The sequence below is a fragment of the Dellaglioa sp. CoH-57-MRSF-17 genome (genome assembly GCF_056782015.1).
In genome coordinates, this window is record NZ_JBXAXY010000002.1 from 135,163 (window position 1) to 157,585 (window position 22,423).

General features: G+C 34.1%; 19 protein-coding genes. 18 read left to right on the top strand and 1 reads right to left on the bottom strand.

Translation table 11 applies throughout. The features are described 5' to 3' along the window. Window positions 1-26 precede the first annotated feature (26 nt). The 11 genes from gmk to AC1RPJ_RS02665 all read left to right on the top strand — a co-directional run bounded on the left by gmk (window position 27) and on the right by AC1RPJ_RS02665 (window position 12,007). Window positions 27-647 (top strand): guanylate kinase, encoded by a 621-nt coding sequence (gmk, locus tag AC1RPJ_RS02615; protein WP_481761253.1) that lies wholly within the window; start codon window positions 27-29, stop codon window positions 645-647. Continuing rightward, window positions 644-859, top strand: coding sequence for a DNA-directed RNA polymerase subunit omega (rpoZ, locus tag AC1RPJ_RS02620; protein WP_409022617.1), 216 nt, complete (start codon window positions 644-646; stop codon window positions 857-859). The genes gmk and rpoZ overlap by 4 nt, the downstream gene beginning before the upstream one ends. A gap of 113 nt (window positions 860-972) precedes the next feature. Further along, window positions 973-2,175, top strand: coding sequence for a bifunctional phosphopantothenoylcysteine decarboxylase/phosphopantothenate--cysteine ligase CoaBC (gene coaBC / locus AC1RPJ_RS02625; protein ID WP_481761254.1), 1,203 nt, complete (start codon window positions 973-975; stop codon window positions 2,173-2,175). Window positions 2,176-2,205: 30 nt separating this feature from the next. Next, window positions 2,206-4,626: a primosomal protein N' gene (gene priA / locus AC1RPJ_RS02630; RefSeq protein WP_481761255.1), complete on the top strand. Its 2,421-nt coding sequence runs from the start codon at window positions 2,206-2,208 to the stop codon at window positions 4,624-4,626. 14 nt (window positions 4,627-4,640) lie between these two features. Next, a complete protein-coding gene (gene fmt / locus AC1RPJ_RS02635; RefSeq protein WP_481761256.1) occupies window positions 4,641-5,588 on the top strand; it encodes a methionyl-tRNA formyltransferase in 948 nt (315 codons plus the stop codon). Further along, complete coding sequence (rsmB, locus tag AC1RPJ_RS02640; protein WP_481761257.1) at window positions 5,585-6,937, top strand: 16S rRNA (cytosine(967)-C(5))-methyltransferase RsmB; 1,353 nt, start codon at window positions 5,585-5,587, stop codon at window positions 6,935-6,937. Before fmt ends, rsmB begins: the two co-directional genes overlap by 4 nt. A 15-nt stretch (window positions 6,938-6,952) precedes the next feature. Then, on the top strand, window positions 6,953-7,693 hold the full coding sequence (locus tag AC1RPJ_RS02645) for a Stp1/IreP family PP2C-type Ser/Thr phosphatase (RefSeq protein ID WP_481761258.1): 741 nt from the start codon (window positions 6,953-6,955) through the stop codon (window positions 7,691-7,693). After that, window positions 7,693-9,705, top strand: coding sequence for a Stk1 family PASTA domain-containing Ser/Thr kinase (gene pknB / locus AC1RPJ_RS02650; RefSeq protein WP_481761259.1), 2,013 nt, complete (start codon window positions 7,693-7,695; stop codon window positions 9,703-9,705). Before AC1RPJ_RS02645 ends, pknB begins: the two co-directional genes overlap by 1 nt. 103 nt (window positions 9,706-9,808) lie before the next feature. Then, window positions 9,809-10,696: a ribosome small subunit-dependent GTPase A gene (rsgA, locus tag AC1RPJ_RS02655; protein WP_481761260.1), complete on the top strand. Its 888-nt coding sequence runs from the start codon at window positions 9,809-9,811 to the stop codon at window positions 10,694-10,696. Window positions 10,697-10,706: 10 nt separating this feature from the next. Beyond that, entirely contained in the window at window positions 10,707-11,357 is a 651-nt protein-coding gene (gene rpe / locus AC1RPJ_RS02660) for a ribulose-phosphate 3-epimerase (protein WP_409022609.1), read from the top strand. Next, window positions 11,354-12,007, top strand: coding sequence for a thiamine diphosphokinase (locus AC1RPJ_RS02665; protein WP_481761261.1), 654 nt, complete (start codon window positions 11,354-11,356; stop codon window positions 12,005-12,007). Before rpe ends, AC1RPJ_RS02665 begins: the two co-directional genes overlap by 4 nt. Before the next feature lie 47 nt (window positions 12,008-12,054). Here the strand turns inward: AC1RPJ_RS02665 and rpmB are convergent, their stop codons facing one another. Then, window positions 12,055-12,240, bottom strand: a complete 186-nt coding sequence (rpmB, locus tag AC1RPJ_RS02670; protein ID WP_057973454.1) for a 50S ribosomal protein L28 — start codon at window positions 12,238-12,240, stop codon at window positions 12,055-12,057. Window positions 12,241-12,479: 239 nt separating this feature from the next. On the opposite strand from rpmB, the gene AC1RPJ_RS02675 reads away from it, so the two are divergent. From AC1RPJ_RS02675 to smc, 7 genes are all read left to right on the top strand, one after another. Then, window positions 12,480-12,842 carry an Asp23/Gls24 family envelope stress response protein gene (locus AC1RPJ_RS02675; RefSeq protein WP_057973455.1) on the top strand — a complete coding sequence of 121 codons (363 nt, stop codon included), beginning with the start codon at window positions 12,480-12,482 and terminating at the stop codon, window positions 12,840-12,842. A gap of 39 nt (window positions 12,843-12,881) precedes the next feature. Beyond that, entirely contained in the window at window positions 12,882-14,564 is a 1,683-nt protein-coding gene (locus tag AC1RPJ_RS02680) for a DAK2 domain-containing protein (protein WP_481761262.1), read from the top strand. A 72-nt stretch (window positions 14,565-14,636) separates the two neighbouring features. Next, window positions 14,637-16,673, top strand: a complete 2,037-nt coding sequence (recG, locus tag AC1RPJ_RS02685) for an ATP-dependent DNA helicase RecG (protein WP_481761404.1) — start codon at window positions 14,637-14,639, stop codon at window positions 16,671-16,673. Between the two features lie 21 nt (window positions 16,674-16,694). Then, window positions 16,695-17,708 (top strand): phosphate acyltransferase PlsX, encoded by a 1,014-nt coding sequence (gene plsX, locus AC1RPJ_RS02690; RefSeq protein ID WP_481761263.1) that lies wholly within the window; start codon window positions 16,695-16,697, stop codon window positions 17,706-17,708. Between the two features lie 56 nt (window positions 17,709-17,764). Beyond that, window positions 17,765-18,007 (top strand): acyl carrier protein, encoded by a 243-nt coding sequence (acpP, locus tag AC1RPJ_RS02695; RefSeq protein WP_409022605.1) that lies wholly within the window; start codon window positions 17,765-17,767, stop codon window positions 18,005-18,007. 140 nt (window positions 18,008-18,147) lie between these two features. Continuing rightward, the gene (rnc, locus tag AC1RPJ_RS02700; RefSeq protein WP_481761264.1) at window positions 18,148-18,840 is read left to right on the top strand and encodes a ribonuclease III; all 693 of its coding nucleotides are present in this window, start codon (window positions 18,148-18,150) and stop codon (window positions 18,838-18,840) included. 24 nt (window positions 18,841-18,864) lie between these two features. After that, window positions 18,865-22,401 carry a chromosome segregation protein SMC gene (gene smc, locus AC1RPJ_RS02705; RefSeq protein ID WP_481761265.1) on the top strand — a complete coding sequence of 1,179 codons (3,537 nt, stop codon included), beginning with the start codon at window positions 18,865-18,867 and terminating at the stop codon, window positions 22,399-22,401. Window positions 22,402-22,423: the final 22 nt, after the last annotated feature.

The following is a 22,423-nucleotide window of genomic DNA, read 5'->3' on the forward strand; positions in this document are numbered from 1 at the left end:
TTATCTTAGAGGAGTTTACAAATTTAATGGCTAATCGTGGAATGTTGATCGTACTATCTGGTCCATCAGGGGTCGGTAAAGGAACCGTAAGAAAAGCAATTTTTGACCAAGCTGACAATAAGTTTCTTTATTCAATTTCAATGACCACTCGTAAAATGCGAGAAGGCGAAGTTGATGGTGTTGACTATCATTTTGTATCAAAAGAAGAATTTGAGAATGAAATTTCAACGGGCGGTATGTTAGAATACGCCAAGTATGTTGACAATTACTATGGAACACCGTTAAAATATGTAAATAAGATGCTTGACGCTGGTCAAGATGTCTTTCTTGAAATTGAAGTACAAGGTGCTATGCAAGTTCGAGAAAAAATTTCTGATGGTTTATTTATTTTCTTAACGCCACCTGATTTGATGGAATTAAGACAAAGAATTACAGGACGTGGAACGGATGATTCTGCAACTATTGATAAACGAATGACAAAAGCCATTGGTGAGATTGATATGATGCAGAATTACGATTACGCGGTTGTTAATGATGAAATAAATGATGCTGTTGAAAAAATTCAAACGATTATTAAAGCTGAACGTTGGCGTGTAAAACGATTTTTACCTGACTATAGAAAACAATTAGGAGATGTATTTAAATGATTTTATATCCTTCAGTAGATGACTTATTGAAACAAGTAGATTCAAGATACTCATTAATTATGTTAGCAAGTAAACGTGCCCATGAATTAGATGCTGGCGCTCTACCAATGCTTTCTAATTACAAATCAAAAAAGAATGTTGGACGTGCTTTGGAAGAAGTTGTTACTGGTGATTTAATTATTGATCCAGTTGAAAAAGAAGATATTCGTTAATCTGATTAAATGAAAAGGAGTTAAGACAAGCTAATTGTCCTAACTCCTATTTTATTTCTTAGAAAATTGATACAATAGAGAATAGAATAAATTCGGTATGGGGGCGACATGAAATGACACTTGAAAATAAAAAAATCGGTCTTGTTGTAACAGGTGGTATTGCAGCGTATAAAAGTTTGGGATTAGTCCGAGCACTAATTAAACAAGGTGCTAGCGTTCGAGTTGCGATGACCAAAGCTGCAACTGAATTTGTAACACCCTTGAGTTTTGAAACGTTGAGTAAAAATAGGGTGTTAACTGATTTATTTTCAGGAAAAGAGTCTGAGCATGTTGCACATATTGAATTTGCAGACTGGGCAGAATTAATGGTTATTGCACCAGCGACAGCAAACATTATCGCAAAAATGGCCAATGGTATCGCAGATGATTTTGTTTCAACCACTTTATTAGCAACTGAGGCACAAAAAATTGTTGTGCCCGCAATGAATGAACATATGCTAATGAATTCTGCTACACAACGTAATCTTAAATTTTTAGGACGAAATAACATTCAGATTATTGAACCAGAAATAGGCTTTTTAGCAGAAGGTTATTCAGGTAAGGGACGTTTTCCCGAATTAAATGTGATAATGTCAGTTATTCAAACTTCCTTTGAGGATAGTGACAAACCATTAGAAGGTAAAAATGTCTTAGTGACAGCTGGTGGTACACGAGAACGAATCGATCCAGTTCGTTTTATCGCTAATGATTCTTCTGGTAAAATGGGTTTCGCAATTGCGATTGAAGCGCAAAAGTTAGGTGCTAATGTCACCTTAATTAGCGGAATAAGCCAGTTGCCAGACCCAATTGGCGTGACAACAATTAGAGTTACAACTGCGTTAGAGTTATCTGAAGCTATCAATAAGCGATTTGATGACCAAAATATTTTGATAATGGCAGCAGCTGTTTCAGATTATCGTGTACAAAATGTTGCAGATCAGAAAATAAAAAAAGCTGAATCTACTTTAACGTTAATATTAGAAAAAAATCCAGATATTTTAAAACATTTGGGCCAAATTAAGCAAAATCAGTATTTAGTCGGATTTGCTGCGGAAACCCAAAACGGACTAGAAAATGCACAAGAAAAATTAGAAAAGAAAAATTTAGATTTATTGGTTTTAAATGATGTCTCAAATTCTGCCATTGGATTTAATAGCAATGATAATGAGGTAACACTGCTTAGACCAAACAGAAAAAATGATTTCATAAAGCAAACAAGTAAAAAGCAAATTGCTAAGGAATTATTAGCTACTATTATAAGCGATGTAGTAAAATAAGCAGTTAATTAAATGAAAGGAGGTTTCAGTATGTCACAATATGCAAAAATTATCGTTGATGTTCCTACGATGCAAACGGACCAGCCATATACGTATTCAATCCCAGCAGTATTAACAAATCAGATTGAGATTGGCATGCGGGTTATTGTACCATTTGGGAATGGTAAACGATTGGTTCAAGGATTTGTAATTGATCTTTTTGATAAGAATGAGTTCGATGGTCATGTAAAAGATATTCAATCAGTCGTTGATTTAAGACCTGTTGTGAATACTGAATTATTAGACTTATCTGAGTGGATAGCTAATGAAACCTTTTCCTTCCGTATAACTGCCTTACAAATGGTTTTACCGAGTGTCATGCGTGCAACCTATAAAAAGCGAGTTCGTTTAATTGACGAAATTGATGAAGATTTACAAGATAAATTATTTCAAGGTCAAGATTCTATTGAATTTGATCCAGAACATATGGATGCTCAAATAATTAAAGAATTATTACAACTTACCAAGGCTGAAAAGGCTGAGATGATTTATGAAGTTGGCAATAAAGCTAAAGTTAAAATGCAAATATCAATCCAACCAAAACTTGGATTCGAAGCATATGAAAATATTCGAAGTGGTTTACGTAAAAATGCTAAACAACAGCACTTATTGATTGACTATCTACAATCACTCACTGAAGATAGCTTGATTCCTCAGAAACAAGTTGTTGAGGAAATAGGCGTGACACCTGCAACAATTACAGCTGGAGCAAAAAATGGTTGGCTTGAAAAAGTTGAGACTGAGGTATATCGGGACCCATATAAAGACACAATTATTGAGCCAACCAATATGCAAGAATTAACCTCAGATCAAGAGGTTGCGGTGCTAGCTGTCGATGAGGCTATTAAAAGTGGAACTAATACAACATTTTTACTTCAAGGTGTGACGGGGAGTGGGAAAACAGAAGTTTATTTGCAGACAATCGCAAAAGCGCTAGAACTTAGAAAAACAGCTTTGATGCTTGTACCAGAAATAGCTTTGACACCCCAAATGGTTAAGCGAGTTAAATCACGATTTGGTAATCTAGTTGCGGTCCTGCATAGCGGTTTGTCTGACGGTGAGCGTTATGATGAATGGCGCCGGATTGAGCGTAAAGAAGCGCAAGTAGTTGTCGGTGCACGTTCAGCCGTTTTTGCACCATTAGATAATATTGGCGTTATTATTGTTGATGAAGAGCATGAATCGAGCTATAAACAAGATGAAACACCAAGGTATCATGCAAGGGATGTTGTTCTTTGGAGAAGTAAAAGACATCAGTGTCCTGTCATATTGGGTAGTGCAACACCATCCCTCGAATCTCGTGCTAGAGCTCAAAAAGGCGTGTATGAGTGGTTACAATTACCTCAACGTATAAATGGTCATCCCATGCCAGAAGTTACGCTAATTGATATGAGAGAAGAAATGAAAAAGACTGGTGAGAGTAATTTTTCTGAGCCACTTAGACATGAAATTACTAAGCGCCTTGAGAAAAATGAACAGACTGTTTTAATGTTAAATCGTCGTGGGTTTTCATCTTTCGTAATGTGCCGAGATTGTGGATTCGTGCTACCTTGTCCTAACTGTGATACTTCTTTAACATTGCATATGGATACTCATACAATGAAATGTCATTATTGTGGACATGAAGAAGGTATTCCTAAAACTTGTCCTAACTGTCATAGTCGAAAAATTAGATATTATGGTACAGGTACGCAAAAAGTTGAAGAAGAACTTAAAACGTTATATCCAGAGGCTAAAATTTTACGAATGGACGTTGATACGACACGTAAAAAAGGCGCACACGAAAAAATCCTAGCTAAATTTGGCGCAAAAGAAGCTGATATTTTATTGGGTACACAAATGATTGCGAAAGGGTTAGACTTTCCTGATGTGACGTTAGTTGGCGTTCTTAATGCAGATACAGCACTTAGTTTGCCTGATTTTAGATCAAGTGAAAGAACGTTCCAATTATTAACCCAAGTGAGCGGTCGAGCTGGTCGAGCTGAAAAAGAAGGACATGTTATTATCCAAACTTTTAATCCAGATCACTACGCGATTCAATATGCGAAGCATCATGACTATGAATCATTTTATAAAAAAGAAATGTCAGTTCGACATATGGAAAATTATCCACCATATTATTATACAATTCAGCTCACTGCTAGTTATACGGATGAGGCTGGAGCAGCGAAAAAAATGTTAGAAGCAGTTCAATTTTTAAAACCAGTGTTATCAAAGAATGCGATTATTCTTGGACCAACACCAAAATCAATTATGCGTGTTAATAATCGTTTTTATTATCAAGTGGTTATTAAGTATAAATCAGAAGGTCAATTAAAAGAACGACTAAGAGAGTTAATGACTAAATCTCAAGCCGAAGTTCGAAAAGGTTTAAAATTAACGATTGATTCTGAACCAGTAAACTTTATTTAAATTAAGGAGATATTATGACGTCAATTGTATTTATGGGAACACCAGAATTTTCAGCTCCAATTTTAGAAAGTTTAATTGAAAACGGCTATGACGTGAAAGCTGTTATGACACAACCAGATCGAATGGTTGGGCGAAAACGTATTTTAACGCAATCACCAGTAAAACAAGTTGCAGTAAAACATGGTATTGAGGTATTACAACCAGAAAAATTAAGTGGCAGCGATGAAATGGCCAAAGTAATTGCAATGGCACCCGATTTTTTGGTAACTGCAGCATTTGGACAATTTTTACCAACAAAATTATTAGAATCTGCTAAAATTGGTGCAATAAACGTCCATGGTTCACTATTACCTAAATATCGTGGTGGCGCACCAATTCAATATGCTATTATGAATGGTGAACAAGAAACAGGTATTACCATTATTTATATGGTTAAAAAAATGGATGCTGGAAATATTATTAGCCGTCGTGCAATTAAAATTGAAAATAATGATGATACTGGTTCAATGTTTGAAAAATTAAGTTTATTAGGTAAGGAACTATTACTTGAAACATTACCAAAACTAATTGATGGTACAAGTGAATCAACACCACAAAATGAAGATAAAGTAACCTTTTCACCTACCATTAAACCAGAAGAAGAAGCCCTTGATTTTTCAAAAACGGCTAATGAAATAGACTGGAAAATTCGTAGCTTAAGACCGGTACCTGGTGCATATACGATTTTAAAGGGTAAGAGAACTAAAATATGGGATATAACTGTACTAGATAAAAAAACTATTTTATCTGCTGGAAAAGTAGTTGAAGTAGCTAAAAAATCACTTGAAATTGCTTGTGGTGATGGGACCGTATTAGCTATTAATTCGCTTCAACCAGATGGTAAATCAAAACAAACCATTGTCGACTACCTAAACGGTAGTGGGCAAGGAATAAAAGAAGGACAACAGGTGATTGATGTATGACAACTGATTTAAAAACGACACCCCGATTCTTAGCAGTTGATCTTTTAACAAGAGTTGCTAAACAAGGGACGTATTCAAATATTGCGTTGAACCAAGTGATTAAGAATAATCATATGGAAGTTCGGGATGCTCATTTATTAACACAACTAGTTTACGGTGTTATCCAAAGACGTCTCACTTTAGAATATTGGTTGGCACCATTTGTTAAAAATCCTAGCAAAATGGATAATTGGGTTCAAGAATTACTATTGAGTGCCATTTATCAGATGCATTATCTTGATAAAATTCCAACTCGCGCAATTTTTAATGAATCAATTGAAATTGCAAAACGAAAAGGCCATGCAGGTACGCGTAAATTTGTTACTGGTGTTTTACATGCAATTGAGCGTGAAGGTATCCGTCCTGTTTCTGAAATTAAAGATGATATTGAACGTTTGAGTATTGAAAGTAGTACACCAGTTTGGTTGGTAAACGAATTAATTAAACAAGTAGGCTTAGAAAAAGCGACACATTTGTTGGCTTCAATCAATGAAGCACCTGATCAATCTGTTAGAGTAAATACAGCTAAAGCAACTGTCGAAGAAGTCATTGAAAAAATGGAAAATGAAGGCTTTGAGGTGAAACGTAGTCAAGTTTCACCAGTTGGGTTATTAGTGACTAATGGATTTGCTCCTGATAGTGGCGTTTATCACGATGGGTTAATTACGATTCAAGATGAAAGTGCAATGTTAGTTGCTGACGCAATGAATATTCAACCAGGTGATAAAGTTTTAGATGCATGTGCCGCACCAGGTGGAAAAACAACCCATATTGCATCATTCCTAGATGAAACTTTATTTGGTGAAGTTGTAGGGTTAGATATTCATGCACACAAAGTTAAATTAATCGGTGATAATGCTAAACGTTTAGGTTTATCTAGTGTTGTTGAGGAGATGGTATTAGATGCACGTTTAATTTCAGAAGAATTTGATAATGAATATTTTGATTCAATTCTTGTTGATGCACCTTGTTCTGGAATTGGATTATTACGTCGTAAACCAGAAATTAAATATGAAAAAACATTAGCTGATTCAAATAATTTACAAAAAATTCAATTAGCTATTTTAGACAAAGTGGCACCAACTTTGAAAAAAGGTGGTCGCTTAACTTATAGTACATGTACTATTTTAGATATTGAAAATAAGGATGTTGTTAACCAGTTTGTTGAAACTCATCCTGAATTTAAAGTGATTGAAACGCCAACTGCTTTGGCATTAAAAGAAAATAGAGACGATAAAGAATTAACTATTTATCCGGATGATTATCATTCAGATGGATTTTTCATTACATGTTTAGAAAAACAACTTTAGACTCGAGGTGTAAGAATGAAAGTTGCCTATCAAACAGATGTAGGTAGTGTCAGAGAAAATAATGAAGATTACGTCGGTGTCTTTCACAATAAAAGTGGTATTTCTTTTGTGATGGTTGCAGATGGTATCGGTGGTCATTTGGGCGGAGATGTTGCTTCAGAAATGGCCGTTTCACACATGGGATTTCGATTTGAAGGAACTAATTTTAGCCAGCCCAGTGATGCAATTAAATGGATAACCAAAGAAGTAGAGATGGAAAATAAACAAATTATTGAAAAGTCTAATCAATATGAAGATCTTTCAGGTATGGGCACAACAATGGTATGTGCCATATTCTTTGAAGAAAAATATATTGTTGCCAATATTGGTGATAGCCGAGGATACTTATTACGTGACAAAGAACTTTATCAATTAACTGAAGATCATTCAGTAGTGAATGAATTAATTAAGCGTGGCGAACTAACCGTAGAAGATGCTAAAAATTATCCGCAAAAGAATATGATTACAAGAAGTTTAGGTATCTCGTCAGATGCTGATGCTGATATTGCGGTTAATGATTCTGAGTCGGGTGATTTATTATTATTATGCACAGATGGCTTAACTAATATGGTCTCTGATGATGAAATCAAGACGGTCTTAAAAAATACTACAACTGTTGAAGAAAAAGGCTCGGAATTAATTAGATTGGCCAATAAGGCAGGCGGATTAGATAACATTACCGCACTCCTGGTTAGCAATGATCGGGGGATAGTGTAATGAAACCTGATACAATTTTTAATGAACGTTATAAAATAATAAATTCATTAGGCGAAGGTGGCATGGCAAATGTCTATCTTGCGACTGATTTAATTTTGGATCGACCAGTAGCTGTTAAAGTATTGCGAGTCGATTTAAGGGATGATCAAGATACTGTTAGACGTTTTAAACGTGAGGCATTGGCAACAACTGAATTGGTTCATCCAAATATTGTGAATGTTTATGATGTCGGTGAAGTAGACGGACTGCAATTTATGGTCATGGAATATGTGCCGGGACATGATTTAAAAACATATATAGCAAAAAGGTTCCCAATTCCATATCAAGTTGTGATTGATATTATGACTCAAATTTTATCAGCTGTAGAAGTAGCACATGATCACAGTATTATTCATCGTGATTTAAAACCACAAAATATTTTAATAGATGCAGATGGTAATGCTAAAATTACAGATTTTGGTATTGCTGTGGCATTGGCTGATCATTCGTTAACACAAACTAATACTTTATTGGGTTCTGTTCATTATCTTTCGCCAGAACAGGCTAGAGGTAGCATGGCAACAAAACAATCTGATATCTATTCGCTTGGTATTATTTTGTATGAAATGTTAACTGGGCGAGTTCCTTTTGAAGGTGAAACAGCTGTTTCAATTGCCCTAAAACATTTTCAAAGTGATGTGCCATCTGTTCGGGAATTTGATCCTAATATTCCGCAGTCTCTTGAAAATGTTGTTTTACAAGCAACAAGTAAAGTACCGCGAGATAGGTTCCAATCTGCTGGAGAAATGTCAATTGCTTTGCGAGAATCTTTGGCTAAAAAAAATGTGGCAAAGTGGCAGCCTGAAGAGGTTATCAGTGGTGAAACTAAAGTATTGCCGGTATTTGATAAGCAGACTGTAGAAACACTTAGTCCGAATCAGGAACCAGATGTAAAAAAAGATACGAAAAAGAAAATGAGTCGTCGTAAAAAATGGACTATCGGCGCAATCATTTTTGCTTTTGTCGCTCTTATTCTGGGTGGTGCGATTCTTGCAATGAGTTCACCAAAAGAAGTTAAGGTCCCTGATTTAAGCGGAATGACAGTTAGTGAAGCAAAATCAAATTTAGCAGACAAAAATTTGAAACTTGGTAAAATTACTCGAACAAATAGTGAAACCGTTGATAGTGGTAATATCATTAATTCAACACCTAAGAAGAATGAAATAATTCGAGAAAAAAATCAGGTTGATGTAATGGTATCAAAGGGAAAAGCTAAGATAACAATCGAGAATTACGTTGGTAGTAATTATGAGGATGTTAAAACAACGTTAGAAAATGATGGCTTTAAAGTTGAAAAAGAAACGGAAGAGTCAGAATCTGTGACTGAAAATGAAATTATGGCGCAAGATGTCACAGCGGGTGATAAGGTAGTTCCGAGTGATACAGTGATTACATTGACAGTTAGTTCAGGTCCTAAAGTGTATACACTTAGAGATTTAACAGGATATACAAGAAAAAGTGTTCAGGATTATACAAGCGAATTAGGTGGTAATCTGACAATTAGCGAGGCCTACTCAGATTCAGTTGACAAAGGTCAAGTTATTAAACAATCACCAGCAGAAGGAAGCTCTTTTTCTAAAGGTGATCGATTATCAGTTGTTATTTCTAAAGGAAAAAAAGTCACAACTGATGAATTTACCAGGACTATATCTGTTCCATTCAAATCAATTGTGTCAGAAAGTTCAAGTTCAGTTGATGAAGAAAAAGATACGGATGAGGACAAAGACTCGTCGTCAGATGATAGTTCCAGCTCTAGTTCAAGTTCTTCAGAATCAAAAGCAGATGAAAATGCTATTGAAATTTATATTGAAGACAAAACACATAACATTGATGATATTTATGAACGGAAAACAATTACAAAAGATACTGATTTTAAATTATCATTTGTTTTAGATTCTGGAAAAGCAGGAAAATATAAAATTTTGCGTGATGGTGAAGTAATTGCGGAAAATGATAATGTAACTAAAAATTAAATAAAAGATGTGGTAAAATTAGATTAGAGGGTAAACTTCTAATCTATTTTTTAATTAATCATATAAAACGGTTACATGAGTCCAGTTAAAGGAGGTTAATTTATTGGTAACAGGTCAGATTAGACAATCATTAAGTGGCTTTTACGACGTTGATGTCGAAGGCGAAACTTATCGAACAAGGGCTCGAGGTAATTTTAGAAATTCTAACCAGGCACCACTAGTTGGCGATTGGGTTGACTTCAAAGCTGAAAATAAAAAAGAAGGCTATATTCTTAATATTCATGATCGAGAAAACAGCTTAATTCGACCACCAGTAGCTAATATTGATGAAGCAATTGTTGTAACGTCATGTGTTGAACCAGCATTTTCAAGCAATCTATTAGATAGACAATTAATTATGCTAGAATCGCATCATGTTAAGCCAGTCTTATACTTTTCAAAGGGCGATTTAATTCCTGAAGAGAAAGTAGTTGAAATAAGCAGTATTATTGAAGCTTATAGTCAAATCTATCCAACATTTTTTCCATTTGGTAAAAATGAAGATGTTGTGGTTAAAGAATTACAAGATACCTTTCCGGGTAAAATTGCAGTCGTAATGGGTCAGACTGGTGCAGGAAAATCAACATTACTAAATAAAATTATGCCAGAGTTGGAGTTGCAGACGGCTGAGATATCAAAAGCCTTACATCGTGGTAAACATACTACTCGTAAGGTAACATTAATGCCTATTGCAGGTGGGCTAATTGCTGATACACCTGGATTTTCTTCTTTTGATTTATTTGATATGTCAAAAGAAGAGTTACCAAAGTTATTTCCAGAATTAAATGAACTATCTGTTGGCTGTAAATTTAGAGGTTGTTTGCATATTAAGGAGCCTAAATGTGCAGTTAAAGCAGCACTTGAACAAGGTAATTTATTACAGAGTCGGTACAAAAATTATTTACAATTTAATCAATTAATTGTTGATCAAAAACCAAACTATAAGAAATGAGATGACCAAAATGAAATTATCACCTTCTATTTTAAGCGCTAATTTTGCAAACTTGGAAAAGGATATTAAAGTTGTTGATCAAGCTGGTGCAGAATATTTACATATTGATATTATGGATGGCCATTTTGTGCCTAATTTAACTTTTGGTGCAAACGTCGTTGAAGCAATTAGACCATTAACAAAAATGGTTTTGGATTGTCATTTGATGGTAGAAAATCCAGAATCTTATATTGAAGAATTTGCTGCGGCAGGTGCTGATATTATTGGGGTTCATGTTGAATCAACTCCCCATATTTTTGGTGTTATTCAACATATTAAAAAATTAGGTGTGAAAGCTGAAGTGGTTATTAACCCAGGAACATCCCTAGAGACAATTAAACAAATTTTGCCACTTGTTGATCAAGTATTAGTGATGACTGTTAACCCTGGATTTGGGGGACAATCATTTATTCCAGAAATGAAACGTAAAATTGACCAATTAGACCGTATCAAACAAGTTCAAAATTATGATTTTGATATTGAAGTTGATGGTGGTGTTAATGATCAAACGATTAAGGAATGTCTTGATAGTGGTGCAACAGTCGCAGTAGCTGGTTCATACATCTACAATAGTGATAATCCAACTGAACAAATTAATAAGTTAAGAGAAGCAACCAAATGAAACTCAATATCTTAGTCGGTGGACCTAAGGAACAGTGGCCTAAGGAATTAGTGGATGGTAACGTTCGTGGACCGTGGATTGGTGTTGACAGAGGTGCATTGCGATTAATAAAACTAGGTATTACACCTGAGCTATCGATTGGTGATTTCGATTCAATGACTGAAAGTGAATTTAATTTAGTATCTAATCATAGTAAAAAAATTAAAATAGCTAATCCTGAAAAAGATGATACAGATACTGAATTTGCTTTGAGAGAAGCCATATCTGAATTTGAGTTTGATTCAGTGACGATTTATGGCGCTACAGGTGGTCGAATTGATCATTTATTGGCTAATTTGTTTTTTATTTTTAGAGAGCCATTTAATACAATGTTTGAAAAAATTTGTTTAGTTGATAAACAAAATTCAATTCGATTCTTTAAATCTGGTAAGTATCAGTTAATAAAAGAAGATGATAAAAAATATCTTGCATTTATTCCACTGTCACCAGTTAAAAAATTGAGTTTAATAGATGAGAAGTATACATTGAATCAAATTAATTTTGTGAACCCGATTTCATTAGCAAGTAATGAATTTATGGGGGATACAGGTGAGTTTAGTTTTGAATCTGGTATTATTATTGTGATTCAAAGTCGTGATGACGAAAAATAGAGCAAAAAAAAAGACTTAGCATAAATGCTGAGTCTTTTTAAATTGAATTAAACACGGGTAACTTTACCTGACTTTAAAGCGCGAGCAGATACATAAACTCTTTTAGGTTTACCATCAACTAAGATGCGAACTTTTTGTAAATTAGGTTTCCAGCTACGGTTTGTTTGGTTCAATGCATGAGAACGTTTCTTACCGAAAGTAGTCTTACGTCCTGTAATAAAATCTTTTGCCATATTCATATCCTCCTCTGCAATTCACTTAAAAAGCAAAGCTATGCTTACTTACCTAAACAAAAATATCATATTTAGCCATATAATGCAATACTTTTCTTTCAAGTAAATTTGCTTGACAGCTTGAAATTCCCGAAGGTAGGGGAATAGAATTTTCTTAGATGCTATTTTTCTTTTATTCTACCATATCCTATGATAAAATACTCTTATTGATTGTGTGAAAATATAAGGAGGCTATTCTTATGGCTGTTAAGATCAAAACGCAATTCGGTACGATTGATATTGATAATGAAGTTATTGCGACAGTTGTCGGCGGTGCCGCAACTGAAATTTTTGGGATTGTCGGAATGGCAAGTAAAAACCAAATTCGTGACAATGTGAATGAAATTTTAAGAAGAGATAATTATTCTAGAGGTGTTGTTGTTCGCCAGGAAGATAATGGTGTTGCTATTGATGTCTACATTATTGTTGGCTATGGCACAAAAATATCTGAAGTTTGTCGTAATGTTCAAGAAAAAGTGAAGTATAATTTAGAAACAATGCTAGGTGTATCTGCTAATTCAGTTAACGTGTTAGTACAAGGCGTTCGCGTACTAGGCGATTAGTAACTAGCTATTTTAGTAGTGACCAAGGAGGAAAAAGAAGTGACTGTTACGAAAATTACGGACCAAGAATTTAGAAAAATGGTCCAAATTAGCTCACAACGATTGGCTAAAAATGCCGAATTTATTAATTCATTGAATGTATTTCCAGTGCCAGATGGTGATACAGGTACAAATATGAACCTTTCGTTCGCAAGTGGGGCAAAGTATGTTCAAGATTCACCTTCTGAACATGTTGGTGAACTATCTTCGATTTTAGCTAAAGGTTTACTGATGGGTGCTCGAGGCAACTCAGGCGTTATTTTATCACAAATTTTTAGAGGCTTTTATAAACGGATCCAAGCTAAAGAGGTTTTAACTGCTACTGATTTGTCAGATGCTTTGACAGGTGGCGTAGAAGTCGCGTATAAAGCCGTTATGAAACCAACTGAAGGAACTATTTTAACAGTTGCAAGAGAAGCCGCTAAGGCTGCAAATAAAGCTGCCTCTGAGAGCGATGATGTTATCGTCGTTATGGAAGCAACTTATGTAGCTGCTAAAAAAGCATTAGCAACAACACCGGATTTATTACCTGTTTTAAAAGAGGTTGGTGTTGTTGATTCAGGTGGTCAAGGATTAACATTTGTTTATGAAGGTTTCTTTGATGCCTTAACTGGTAAGGAAACAATTAGTGAAGAATACAAACCAAATGAAAAAGAAATGGATGAAATGGTTAATGCCAGTCACCATCAGAGTGTTCAAAGTAAATTAAGTACTGAAGATATTAAATTTGGTTATTGTACAGAAATCATGCTTAAATTGGGTGCTGGTCGTTTAGTTGATCGTAAATTTGATTATGATGAATTTAGAAATCATTTAAGTGAAATTGGTGATTCTCTTCTTGTTGTGGCCGATGATGAAGTTGTTAAAGTTCACGTACATACAGAAAATCCTGGTGAAGTGATGACTTATGGTCAACATTATGGTTCATTAATCAAAGTTAAGGTTGATAATATGCGTCAACAACATGAGACAATTTTGGAAAATGATGAAGAAGAGACTGAAGAAACAAGTGAAACTGCAGTACCTAGCGAAATTGCAGTTATTTCAATTTCATCTGGTTCTGGTGTTGCGACACTTTTCAAAAGTTTAGGCGTTTCTTATATTTTAAGTGGTGGTCAAACAATGAATCCAAGTACGGAAGATATTGTTAAGGCAATTGAAGCAACTAAAGCTAAAAATGTGATTATTTTACCTAATAATAAAAATATTTTCTTAGCTGCTGAACAAGCTGTTGAAGTTTCAACAGTTCCAACAGTTGTTGTACCAAGTCGTACAATCGCTCAAGGAATGACAGCAATGCTTGGTTTTAATATTGATAGTACATTAGAAGAAAACAAAGATGCTATGATTGAAAACTTGGATACAGTAACTTCTGGTCAAGTAACAATTGCAGTTAGAGATACAACAATTGAAGGTATTGAGATTAAAAAAGATAATTATATGGGTATTATTGATGGTAGCATCAAAGTAACCGATAATGATCGTAAAAAAGTTGCAATTGAAATGACTAAAGAAATGTTGGATGAAGACAGCGAAATTATCACAATTATTGTGGGTGAAGACGGTTCTGAGGACGAAGCTAAAGAAATCGAAGAAGCCATTTATGAAATTGATGAAGATTTAGAAGTCGAAATTCACGAAGGAGACCAACCGGTCTATCCATACCTAATTTCAGTTGAATAAATAGTAAAAAGTAAAGGTGGGATGAGACTATGTTCTCTCCTGCTTTTTATATTCCGTAGAAAGTGAGGTATCATAATGTCATCATTGAATGATTCAGTTAGTGTTTTAACTGGTGTTGGGCCTAAAAAATTGACTGCACTTAATCAATTAGGAATTAATACAATCATAGATTTATTAACATTTTATCCGTATCGTTATGACGATTTAAAAGCAAAAAAATTATCTGAAATTACTGATCAAGAAAAAGTAACTCTAAAAGGAATTGTCTCTTCTGAACCAGTTTTAATTCGGTTTGGTCAGAAAAGAAATCTGTTAAACGTTAGATTACTAATTGATAGTGATAATATAACCGTTAGTTTTTTTAATCAGCCTTTTTTGCAAAAACAATTTGAGATTGGTAAAGAAGTAGCTGTGTATGGTAAATGGGATGATAAAAGAAAAAGTTTATCTGGGATGAAGTTATTGACGAAGCAAAATGATGATAGGTTATCAGCGATATATCGTTCTTCCAAAGATATTCATCAATCGGCAATTCGACAGTTAATTACACAAGCATTTGAGCAATATGCGAATCAAATTGATTCAATATTACCAAATGACCTGATTAAAAAGTATCGTTTAATTGATTGTAAGACGATGTTACATGATATTCACTTTCCACAGGATGAAAAAGATTTTCATGATGCCAAACGGACGGCTATTTTTGAAGAGTTCTTTTTATTTCAATTGAAATTACAGTATATTAAAAGAAATGATACTAAAAATGATGGTATTAAAATTAACTATCAAAATAATGAATTGAAAAAATTCATTCAGACGTTACCATTTGAATTAACGGCAGCTCAAAAAAGAGTCGTTAATGAAATTTGTTCAGACATGAAACAACCAATCCATATGAATCGATTACTTCAAGGTGATGTTGGATCAGGTAAAACAATTGTTGCAGCAATTGTGATGTACGCGGCTATTACGGCGGGCTATCAAGCCGTTTTAATGGCGCCAACAGAAATATTAGCTGAACAACATGCCAATAACATGGCTACCTTATTCGCAGATTTCCCAGTTAATGTTGCACTTTTAACTGGGTCAATGAAAGTTAAAGCTAGACGTGAACTATTAGCACATCTTGAATCAGGTGAGGTTAATTTAATTATTGGAACACATGCGATTATTCAACCTGATGTGTCATTCAGTCGCGTTGGATTAGTTATTACTGATGAGCAACACCGATTTGGTGTGAATCAACGTCGCATTTTAAGAGAGAAGGGGGCTGAACCGGACGTTTTAGCAATGACGGCCACGCCAATCCCTAGGACGCTAGCAATCACTGCTTATGGCGAAATGGATGTTTCTACGATTAATGAACTACCTGCAGGACGCCAACCTATTTCGACATCTTGGTTAAAGAGTTCTCAAGTAGGTAAAGGAATCGATCTCATTAAAGAACAGTTGATTCAAGGCTCACAAGCTTATATTATTACACCACTAATTGATGAATCTGAAACACTAGATTTAAAAAATGCATTAGCTTTATACGAAAATATGAAAGAAATATTTGAGCCAAAATATAAAGTTGGATTACTGCATGGCAAAATGAAGAATGATGAAAAGGATCAGATTATGGCCGATTTTAAGGCCAATAAATATCAAATATTGGTTTCAACAACGGTTATCGAAGTCGGCGTTGATGTACCTAATGCTACTGTGATGATGATTCATAATGCTGAACGGTTTGGGTTAGCGCAATTACATCAATTACGAGGTCGGGTTGGCCGTGGTAAGAAAGCATCTTATTGTATTTTAATTGCTGATCCTAAAAATGATTTTGGAAGACAGCGCATGCAAATTATGACAGAGACAACAGACGGTTTCGTCATTTCGCAAAAAGATTTAGAGTTGCGAGGTGCTGGCGATGTATTAGGCCGTAAGCAATCTGGAATACCTGATTTTAAAATCGGTGATCCCATAGGTGATATCAATGCATTACAAGTGGCCCAACAAGAAGCGCACGAAATAGTTTTTAGAGATGACTTTGAAAGTAATCCTGAATTTAAACCACTAAACGATTATTTAAAAAACCATCAAAATACAGATTTAAAATTCGATTAAATAAGTTAGGAGAATATAATTATGAAGTTAGCAGTTGATGCAATGGGCGGCGATTTTGCACCGCAATCAATCGTCGAGGGCGTTGAACGTGCTAGAGACGAAGATAGCACCATTCAATTTACGTTGTACGGAGATGAAAAAAGAATTCGTGAATTCTTAAAAGATGATAAAAATATCACAATTGTTCACACGGATGAGGAAATTGATGGGAATGATGAACCAGTTAAGGCAATTCGTTCAAAGAAAAAAGCATCAATGGTCTTAGCAGCTCAATCTGTTAAAGATGGTGAGAATGATGCCGTATTTTCATGCGGTAATACAGGGGCACTACTTGCTGCTGGTTTGTTTATAATTGGCCGTATTAAGGGTATTCCACGACCTGGTTTATTAGCAACATTGCCAGTTATTTCTAGTGATAATACTGTAAATTTATTAGATGCTGGAGCCAATGCGGATAGTAAACCTGAACACTTGCATCAATATGCTGTCTTAGGTAACTATTACGCTAAAAATGTTCGCCATATTAGTAATCCTAAAATTGGTTTATTAAATAATGGGACAGAACCACATAAAGGCAACAAAGTGACGCAAGAAGCGTACCAATTATTACAAAACGATACCGAATTAAATTTTGTGGGTAATATTGAATCTAATGATTTGCTTTCTGGTAAAGCTGATATTGTTGTTTCTGACGGATTTACAGGTAATGCTGTTTTAAAATCCGTTGAAGGGACAGCTTTAGGAATGTTTTCATTACTCAGAAGTGCCATTATGAGTGGTGGCTTGCGTGCTAAAATTGGTGCACTTTTACTGAAACCAAGTTTAAAACAATTGAAGAATAAAATGGATTCACCTAAGTATGGCGGTGCGGTTTTACTAGGTATTAAAGCACCAGTTGTAAAATCACATGGATCAAGTAAGGCTGAAGTTGTTTATTACACAATTAACCAAATCAATGATATGGTTAATACAGATGTAGTACCTAATATTGTTAACTATTTTGAAAAGGAAACTAGTGAAAATAAAATTAACTAGACATTTCTCTGAAAAATGGTTAAAATTACGTCATGATTCAAAAGGAGGCTATTGGAATGACAGAAGAAGAAATTTTTGGAAAAATTGTTAAAATTATAGACGAACATTTTGATTTGCCAGTAGAAAAAATTACGAATGACTTAGATTTTAAAAAGGATTTAGATGCAGATTCAATTGATGTTGTTGAGTTCGTTTTAGAACTTGAAGATACATTTGGTGCAGAAATTTCTGATGAAGATGCAGAAAGTTTAACAACTGTCGGAGACGTTGTCACTTTTATTAAAGCTAACCAAAAATAATAATTCAACACGTATATTAAATCGTTCATTAAAAGCGTTAGACAATGATATTTGTCAGCGCTTTTTTTGTATGGAGTACCTTTTAGTGATTAAAACAGGTATAATTGTAAGAGCAATAATGATAATAACGGAGGATAATAATGATTAAAGGTTTAAATGAAATGTTAGCAGAAGATTTTAATATTAAATTTGTGAATACGGATTTATTAGATGAAGCATTCACACAGGCATCATATGTAAATGAACATCCCAAAGAAAATTTAAAATTTTATGAACGAATTGAATTTTTAGGAGACGCTGTTTTACAATTAACAGTTTCAGAATATTTATATCAGCGGTATACAATGCTGCCACAAGGGAAATTAACGCGTCTAAGAGCTGCAATGGTATGTGAAGAGAGTTTCAGCGCATTTGCTAAAGAATGCCGATTTGATGAATTTATTCGTTTAGGTAAAGGTGAAGAAAAATCAAATGCACGTCAAAGACCTGCGTTATTATGTGATATTTTTGAATCTTTTGTAGGAGCGCTTTATCAAGATCAAGGTAAATTAGCTGTTGAAACATTTATCAGGAAAGTTATTTTTCCAAAATTAGACTTAGGCTGGTTTGACCATGTTATGGATTATAAAACGTCGCTACAAGAGTTTTTACAAAAAGATGGTGATGTTGTCATTACCTATGATGTTGTTGATGACCTTGGTCCAGAGCATGACAGACAATATGTTATGTCTGTCAGTGCTGATGGCAAAATCATTGGACAAGGGGCAGGACATTCTAAAAAAGTTGCAGAACAACAAGCAGCAAGTAATGCATTAGGATTACTCAGAAAGTAAAAATGTTCAGGGGGTTAGTGACGGATGAAATTAGAGTCTTTAGTCATTAATGGTTTTAAATCATTTGCAGACAAAACAACAATTGAATTTAAAGACGGGATGACTGGTATTGTCGGTCCTAACGGTAGCGGTAAAAGTAATATTATTGAAGCAATTCGCTGGGTACTTGGTGAACAATCAGCCAAAAATTTACGTGGAAATAAAATGCCTGACGTTATATTTGCTGGTTCAGGGAACAGATCAGCAGTTAATCGTGCTGAAGTTAGTATTATTTTTGATAATTCTGATTTTTATATTCAAGATAATCCTGAAAAAATAACCGTTACAAGACGATTATTTAGAGATGGTGTCAGCGAGTTTTTAATTAATCAAAAGCAGTGTCGTCTTAAAGATATAACCAATCTATTCATGGATACTGGTCTTGGAAAAGAGTCATTTTCAATCATTTCTCAGGGTAGAGTTGCTGAAATTTTTAATAGTAAGCCCGAAGACAGACGTTCGATTATTGAAGAAGTTGCTGGTGTTTTAAAATATAAACAAGAAAAAAATATTGCCACTCGCCAATTAGAAGAAACAAAAGGTCATCTTAACCGGGTTTCTGATATTATTTTTGAACTTAAAGGACAAGTTGAACCTTTACGTGAGCAAAGTAGTTTGGCAAAGGATTATTTATCTCAAAAAAAGCAATTTGATGAGTTAGAACTTAGTCGGTTGGTTAAAGAAATTAAAAGGCAATCGCAACTAAAAAGGGATGTCACACATTCGTTAGATAAGTTACTTGAAATGGATAGTGATTATAAGACTAAGGTCACTGTAAAAGAACATGAAATTGCAGGTTATCGCTCAGAACTAGAGAATATTGAAAAAATGATTGATCATACACAAAACAAACTATTAGATTTAACAATTAATAAAGAACGGTTGATGGGTCAAAGTAATATATCAACTCAAAAAAAAGATTTTGAAAAGCAAAAAATAACAGAATTAAAAAAAGAACAAGAATCGGTGAATGAACAAATTATTTTGAAACAAGAGTCATTAGCTAATTTAGATAAGCGGTCATTAGCTTTACAGAAAAATATTACTGATGAGAACATGTTTATTGAAGCGATTGATAAAACGTTAGAAACAGCGGATATTTCTGGACAAGATCGTTCAAAAGAATTAAGGCGCGTTGTTAATGATACTATTCAACAACGTACACGATTACAAAGTGAGAATGAGTTTTTACAAAAAACATTAAATTTTGATTCACAGGCTAAGGTTAATGATGACTTATTAGCTACTGAACAAGAGTATTTAACACAAGCAAAAAACGATTTTAAAACTAAAAAAACTGAATTTAATTTGATTGATAATAAATTAATTAATGAAGAAAAAGAATTAGCTAAATTAAAGATTGCCTTGAAAAAAAATAACGATTCTTACGAGGCACAGCAACGTAGATGGTTTGAAGCATCAAACGTTTTAGTACAGGCGAAAAATAAAAAGGATAATCTACTTTTGACGCAAAATAGTTATAACGGCTATTATCAAGGCGTTAAAGCAATTTTAAAAGAAAAAAATAAGTTTCCTGGTTTATATGGTTCAGTGGCAGAATTAATTACGGTCCCAAAGGAAATTAATCAAGCAATAGAGACAGCATTGGGTGCGCAATTACAACAGGTAGTTGTGCAAGAAGAGTCTGTTGCAAAGAATGCAATTAAATTTTTAACGGATAATAAATTTGGTCGGGCAACATTTTTGCCTATTTCAGCTATTAAGGGACGTTCTATCGGTGATGCACAACGTTTCGTCTTAAAGTATGAAGGAGTCATCGGTATTGCGTCAGAGTTAATTAAAGTTGAACCTCAATTTATTGAAATTAGTCAGTATTTGCTAGGGACAACAATTATCGTTGAAGATATGGATACGGCAATTAAAGTTAGTCGTGATTTGAATCATCGAGTTAAAGTTGTCACACGGACTGGAGAAGTAATAAATGCAGGTGGTGCAATAACTGGTGGTAAACAGCAACATACCAGTGGATTGTTAAATCAGAAGCAAACTATTCTACAATTAGATGAAAGTATCCAAAAAATGCAACAAGAATTAGAGGCTCGTGAAGTTCGTGGCAATGAAGCTAGAGTGACTGTTGAAAAGCAAAAAGAAATGATCGAGTCGCTTGAATTGATTGTTGTTGATTTAAAAAGTCAATATCAAACAACACAATCTAAATTAACAACTAGTCGGTTAATTTTAGAACAGCAAGAACTTAAAACGACTGAAAAATATGATGAATTTGAAAAAAATCAAACTGATAAAATTAATAACCAAATAAAATTTAAAGACAATGAACAAAAAATTATTGAATTAGCACGACAAATACAAGTAGCAAATAATGATATTTCTGATATTGACTTACAATTAAAAAATAGTAATCAATTTGAACAGCAGCAACAAGTTAAGAAACAAAACCATCGTGAAAGTTTATTAGTATTCCAAGAACAATTAAAACAGCAACACGCTAATGTTATGCTGCTGAATAACGATATTCAGGAATTAGTTGATAAAGCTACATTGATAAATCAACAACATCAAGACTTACTCAGAAATACCGAAAATAGTCAGGTGAAAGAAAAAGATATCCAAAAAGAATTACAAGAATTTCAAAGGCAAGCAGAAGAAGCCGATTTAAAGTTAGCTGATTTTAAAAAGAACAGAACTAATATTAATCAAACTTTAACTGAAGAAAATAGCCATTTATCTCGTTTATCTGAGTTGCAGAGAAATATTATTGCAGATAAAATCAAAGCTGAAAATCAACAACAACAACTTAATGAGTCGCTTGATGAGTTTCTAGCTAAGCTAGCTAGTGATTTTCAACAGACTTTTGAAGAGGCTGAAAAATTAGAAAGTCAGCAACCTCTTGAACAAATTTTGGCGCAACAAAAATTATTGAGAAAAGGGCTAAAAGAAATTGGTGAGGTTAATGTGGCCTCGATTGATGAATTTGAAAGAGTTAATGAACGTTACTCATTCTTATTAGACCAACAAAATGATTTATTAGAAGCCGATGAACAATTAAAGAAAACTATGATGGATATGGATACTGAAGTTGAAAAAAGATTTAAAGCTAGTTTTATTGATATCTCTAAGAAATTTGAGGAGATATTCCCTGTTATGTTTGGTGGTGGTAAAGCTAGATTAGAATTAACTGATCCAGAAAATCTTTTAACAACTGGAATTGATATTCTAGCGCAGCCGCCTGGTAAAAAAGTTCAAAGTTTGAGTTTACTTTCTGGCGGAGAACAAGCTTTGACCGCAATTACGCTACTATTTGCTATTTTAAGAGTAAAACCAGTTCCTTTTTGTATCTTGGATGAAGCAGAAGCTGCGCTTGACGATGCAAATGTAGCTCGATTTGCTAGTTATCTAAAATCATTTCATCAAGAAACGCAATTTATTGTGATAACGCATCGAAATGGAACAATGGTTGAAGCTAATATTTTGTATGGTGTTACAATGCAAGAGTCTGGTATCTCTAAAATGGTTTCGGTATCATTAGACAAAACGGTTTGATATACTAATAAAAGATTAGGAG

Bases quoted from the DNA above. Each gene is read 5' to 3' on its own strand.
- gmk (WP_481761253.1), top strand. From the start codon at position 27: ATGGCTAATCGTGGAATGTTGATCGTACTATCTGGTCCATCAGGGGTC.
- rpoZ (WP_409022617.1), top strand. From the start codon at position 644: ATGATTTTATATCCTTCAGTAGATGACTTATTGAAACAAGTAGATTCA.
- coaBC (WP_481761254.1), top strand. From the start codon at position 973: ATGACACTTGAAAATAAAAAAATCGGTCTTGTTGTAACAGGTGGTATT.
- priA (WP_481761255.1), top strand. From the start codon at position 2,206: ATGTCACAATATGCAAAAATTATCGTTGATGTTCCTACGATGCAAACG.
- fmt (WP_481761256.1), top strand. From the start codon at position 4,641: ATGACGTCAATTGTATTTATGGGAACACCAGAATTTTCAGCTCCAATT.
- rsmB (WP_481761257.1), top strand. From the start codon at position 5,585: ATGACAACTGATTTAAAAACGACACCCCGATTCTTAGCAGTTGATCTT.
- AC1RPJ_RS02645 (WP_481761258.1), top strand. From the start codon at position 6,953: ATGAAAGTTGCCTATCAAACAGATGTAGGTAGTGTCAGAGAAAATAAT.
- pknB (WP_481761259.1), top strand. From the start codon at position 7,693: ATGAAACCTGATACAATTTTTAATGAACGTTATAAAATAATAAATTCA.
- rpe (WP_409022609.1), top strand. From the start codon at position 10,707: ATGAAATTATCACCTTCTATTTTAAGCGCTAATTTTGCAAACTTGGAA.
- AC1RPJ_RS02665 (WP_481761261.1), top strand. From the start codon at position 11,354: ATGAAACTCAATATCTTAGTCGGTGGACCTAAGGAACAGTGGCCTAAG.
- rpmB (WP_057973454.1), bottom strand. From the start codon at position 12,240: ATGGCAAAAGATTTTATTACAGGACGTAAGACTACTTTCGGTAAGAAA.
- AC1RPJ_RS02675 (WP_057973455.1), top strand. From the start codon at position 12,480: ATGGCTGTTAAGATCAAAACGCAATTCGGTACGATTGATATTGATAAT.
- plsX (WP_481761263.1), top strand. From the start codon at position 16,695: ATGAAGTTAGCAGTTGATGCAATGGGCGGCGATTTTGCACCGCAATCA.
- acpP (WP_409022605.1), top strand. From the start codon at position 17,765: ATGACAGAAGAAGAAATTTTTGGAAAAATTGTTAAAATTATAGACGAA.
- rnc (WP_481761264.1), top strand. From the start codon at position 18,148: ATGATTAAAGGTTTAAATGAAATGTTAGCAGAAGATTTTAATATTAAA.
- smc (WP_481761265.1), top strand. From the start codon at position 18,865: ATGAAATTAGAGTCTTTAGTCATTAATGGTTTTAAATCATTTGCAGAC.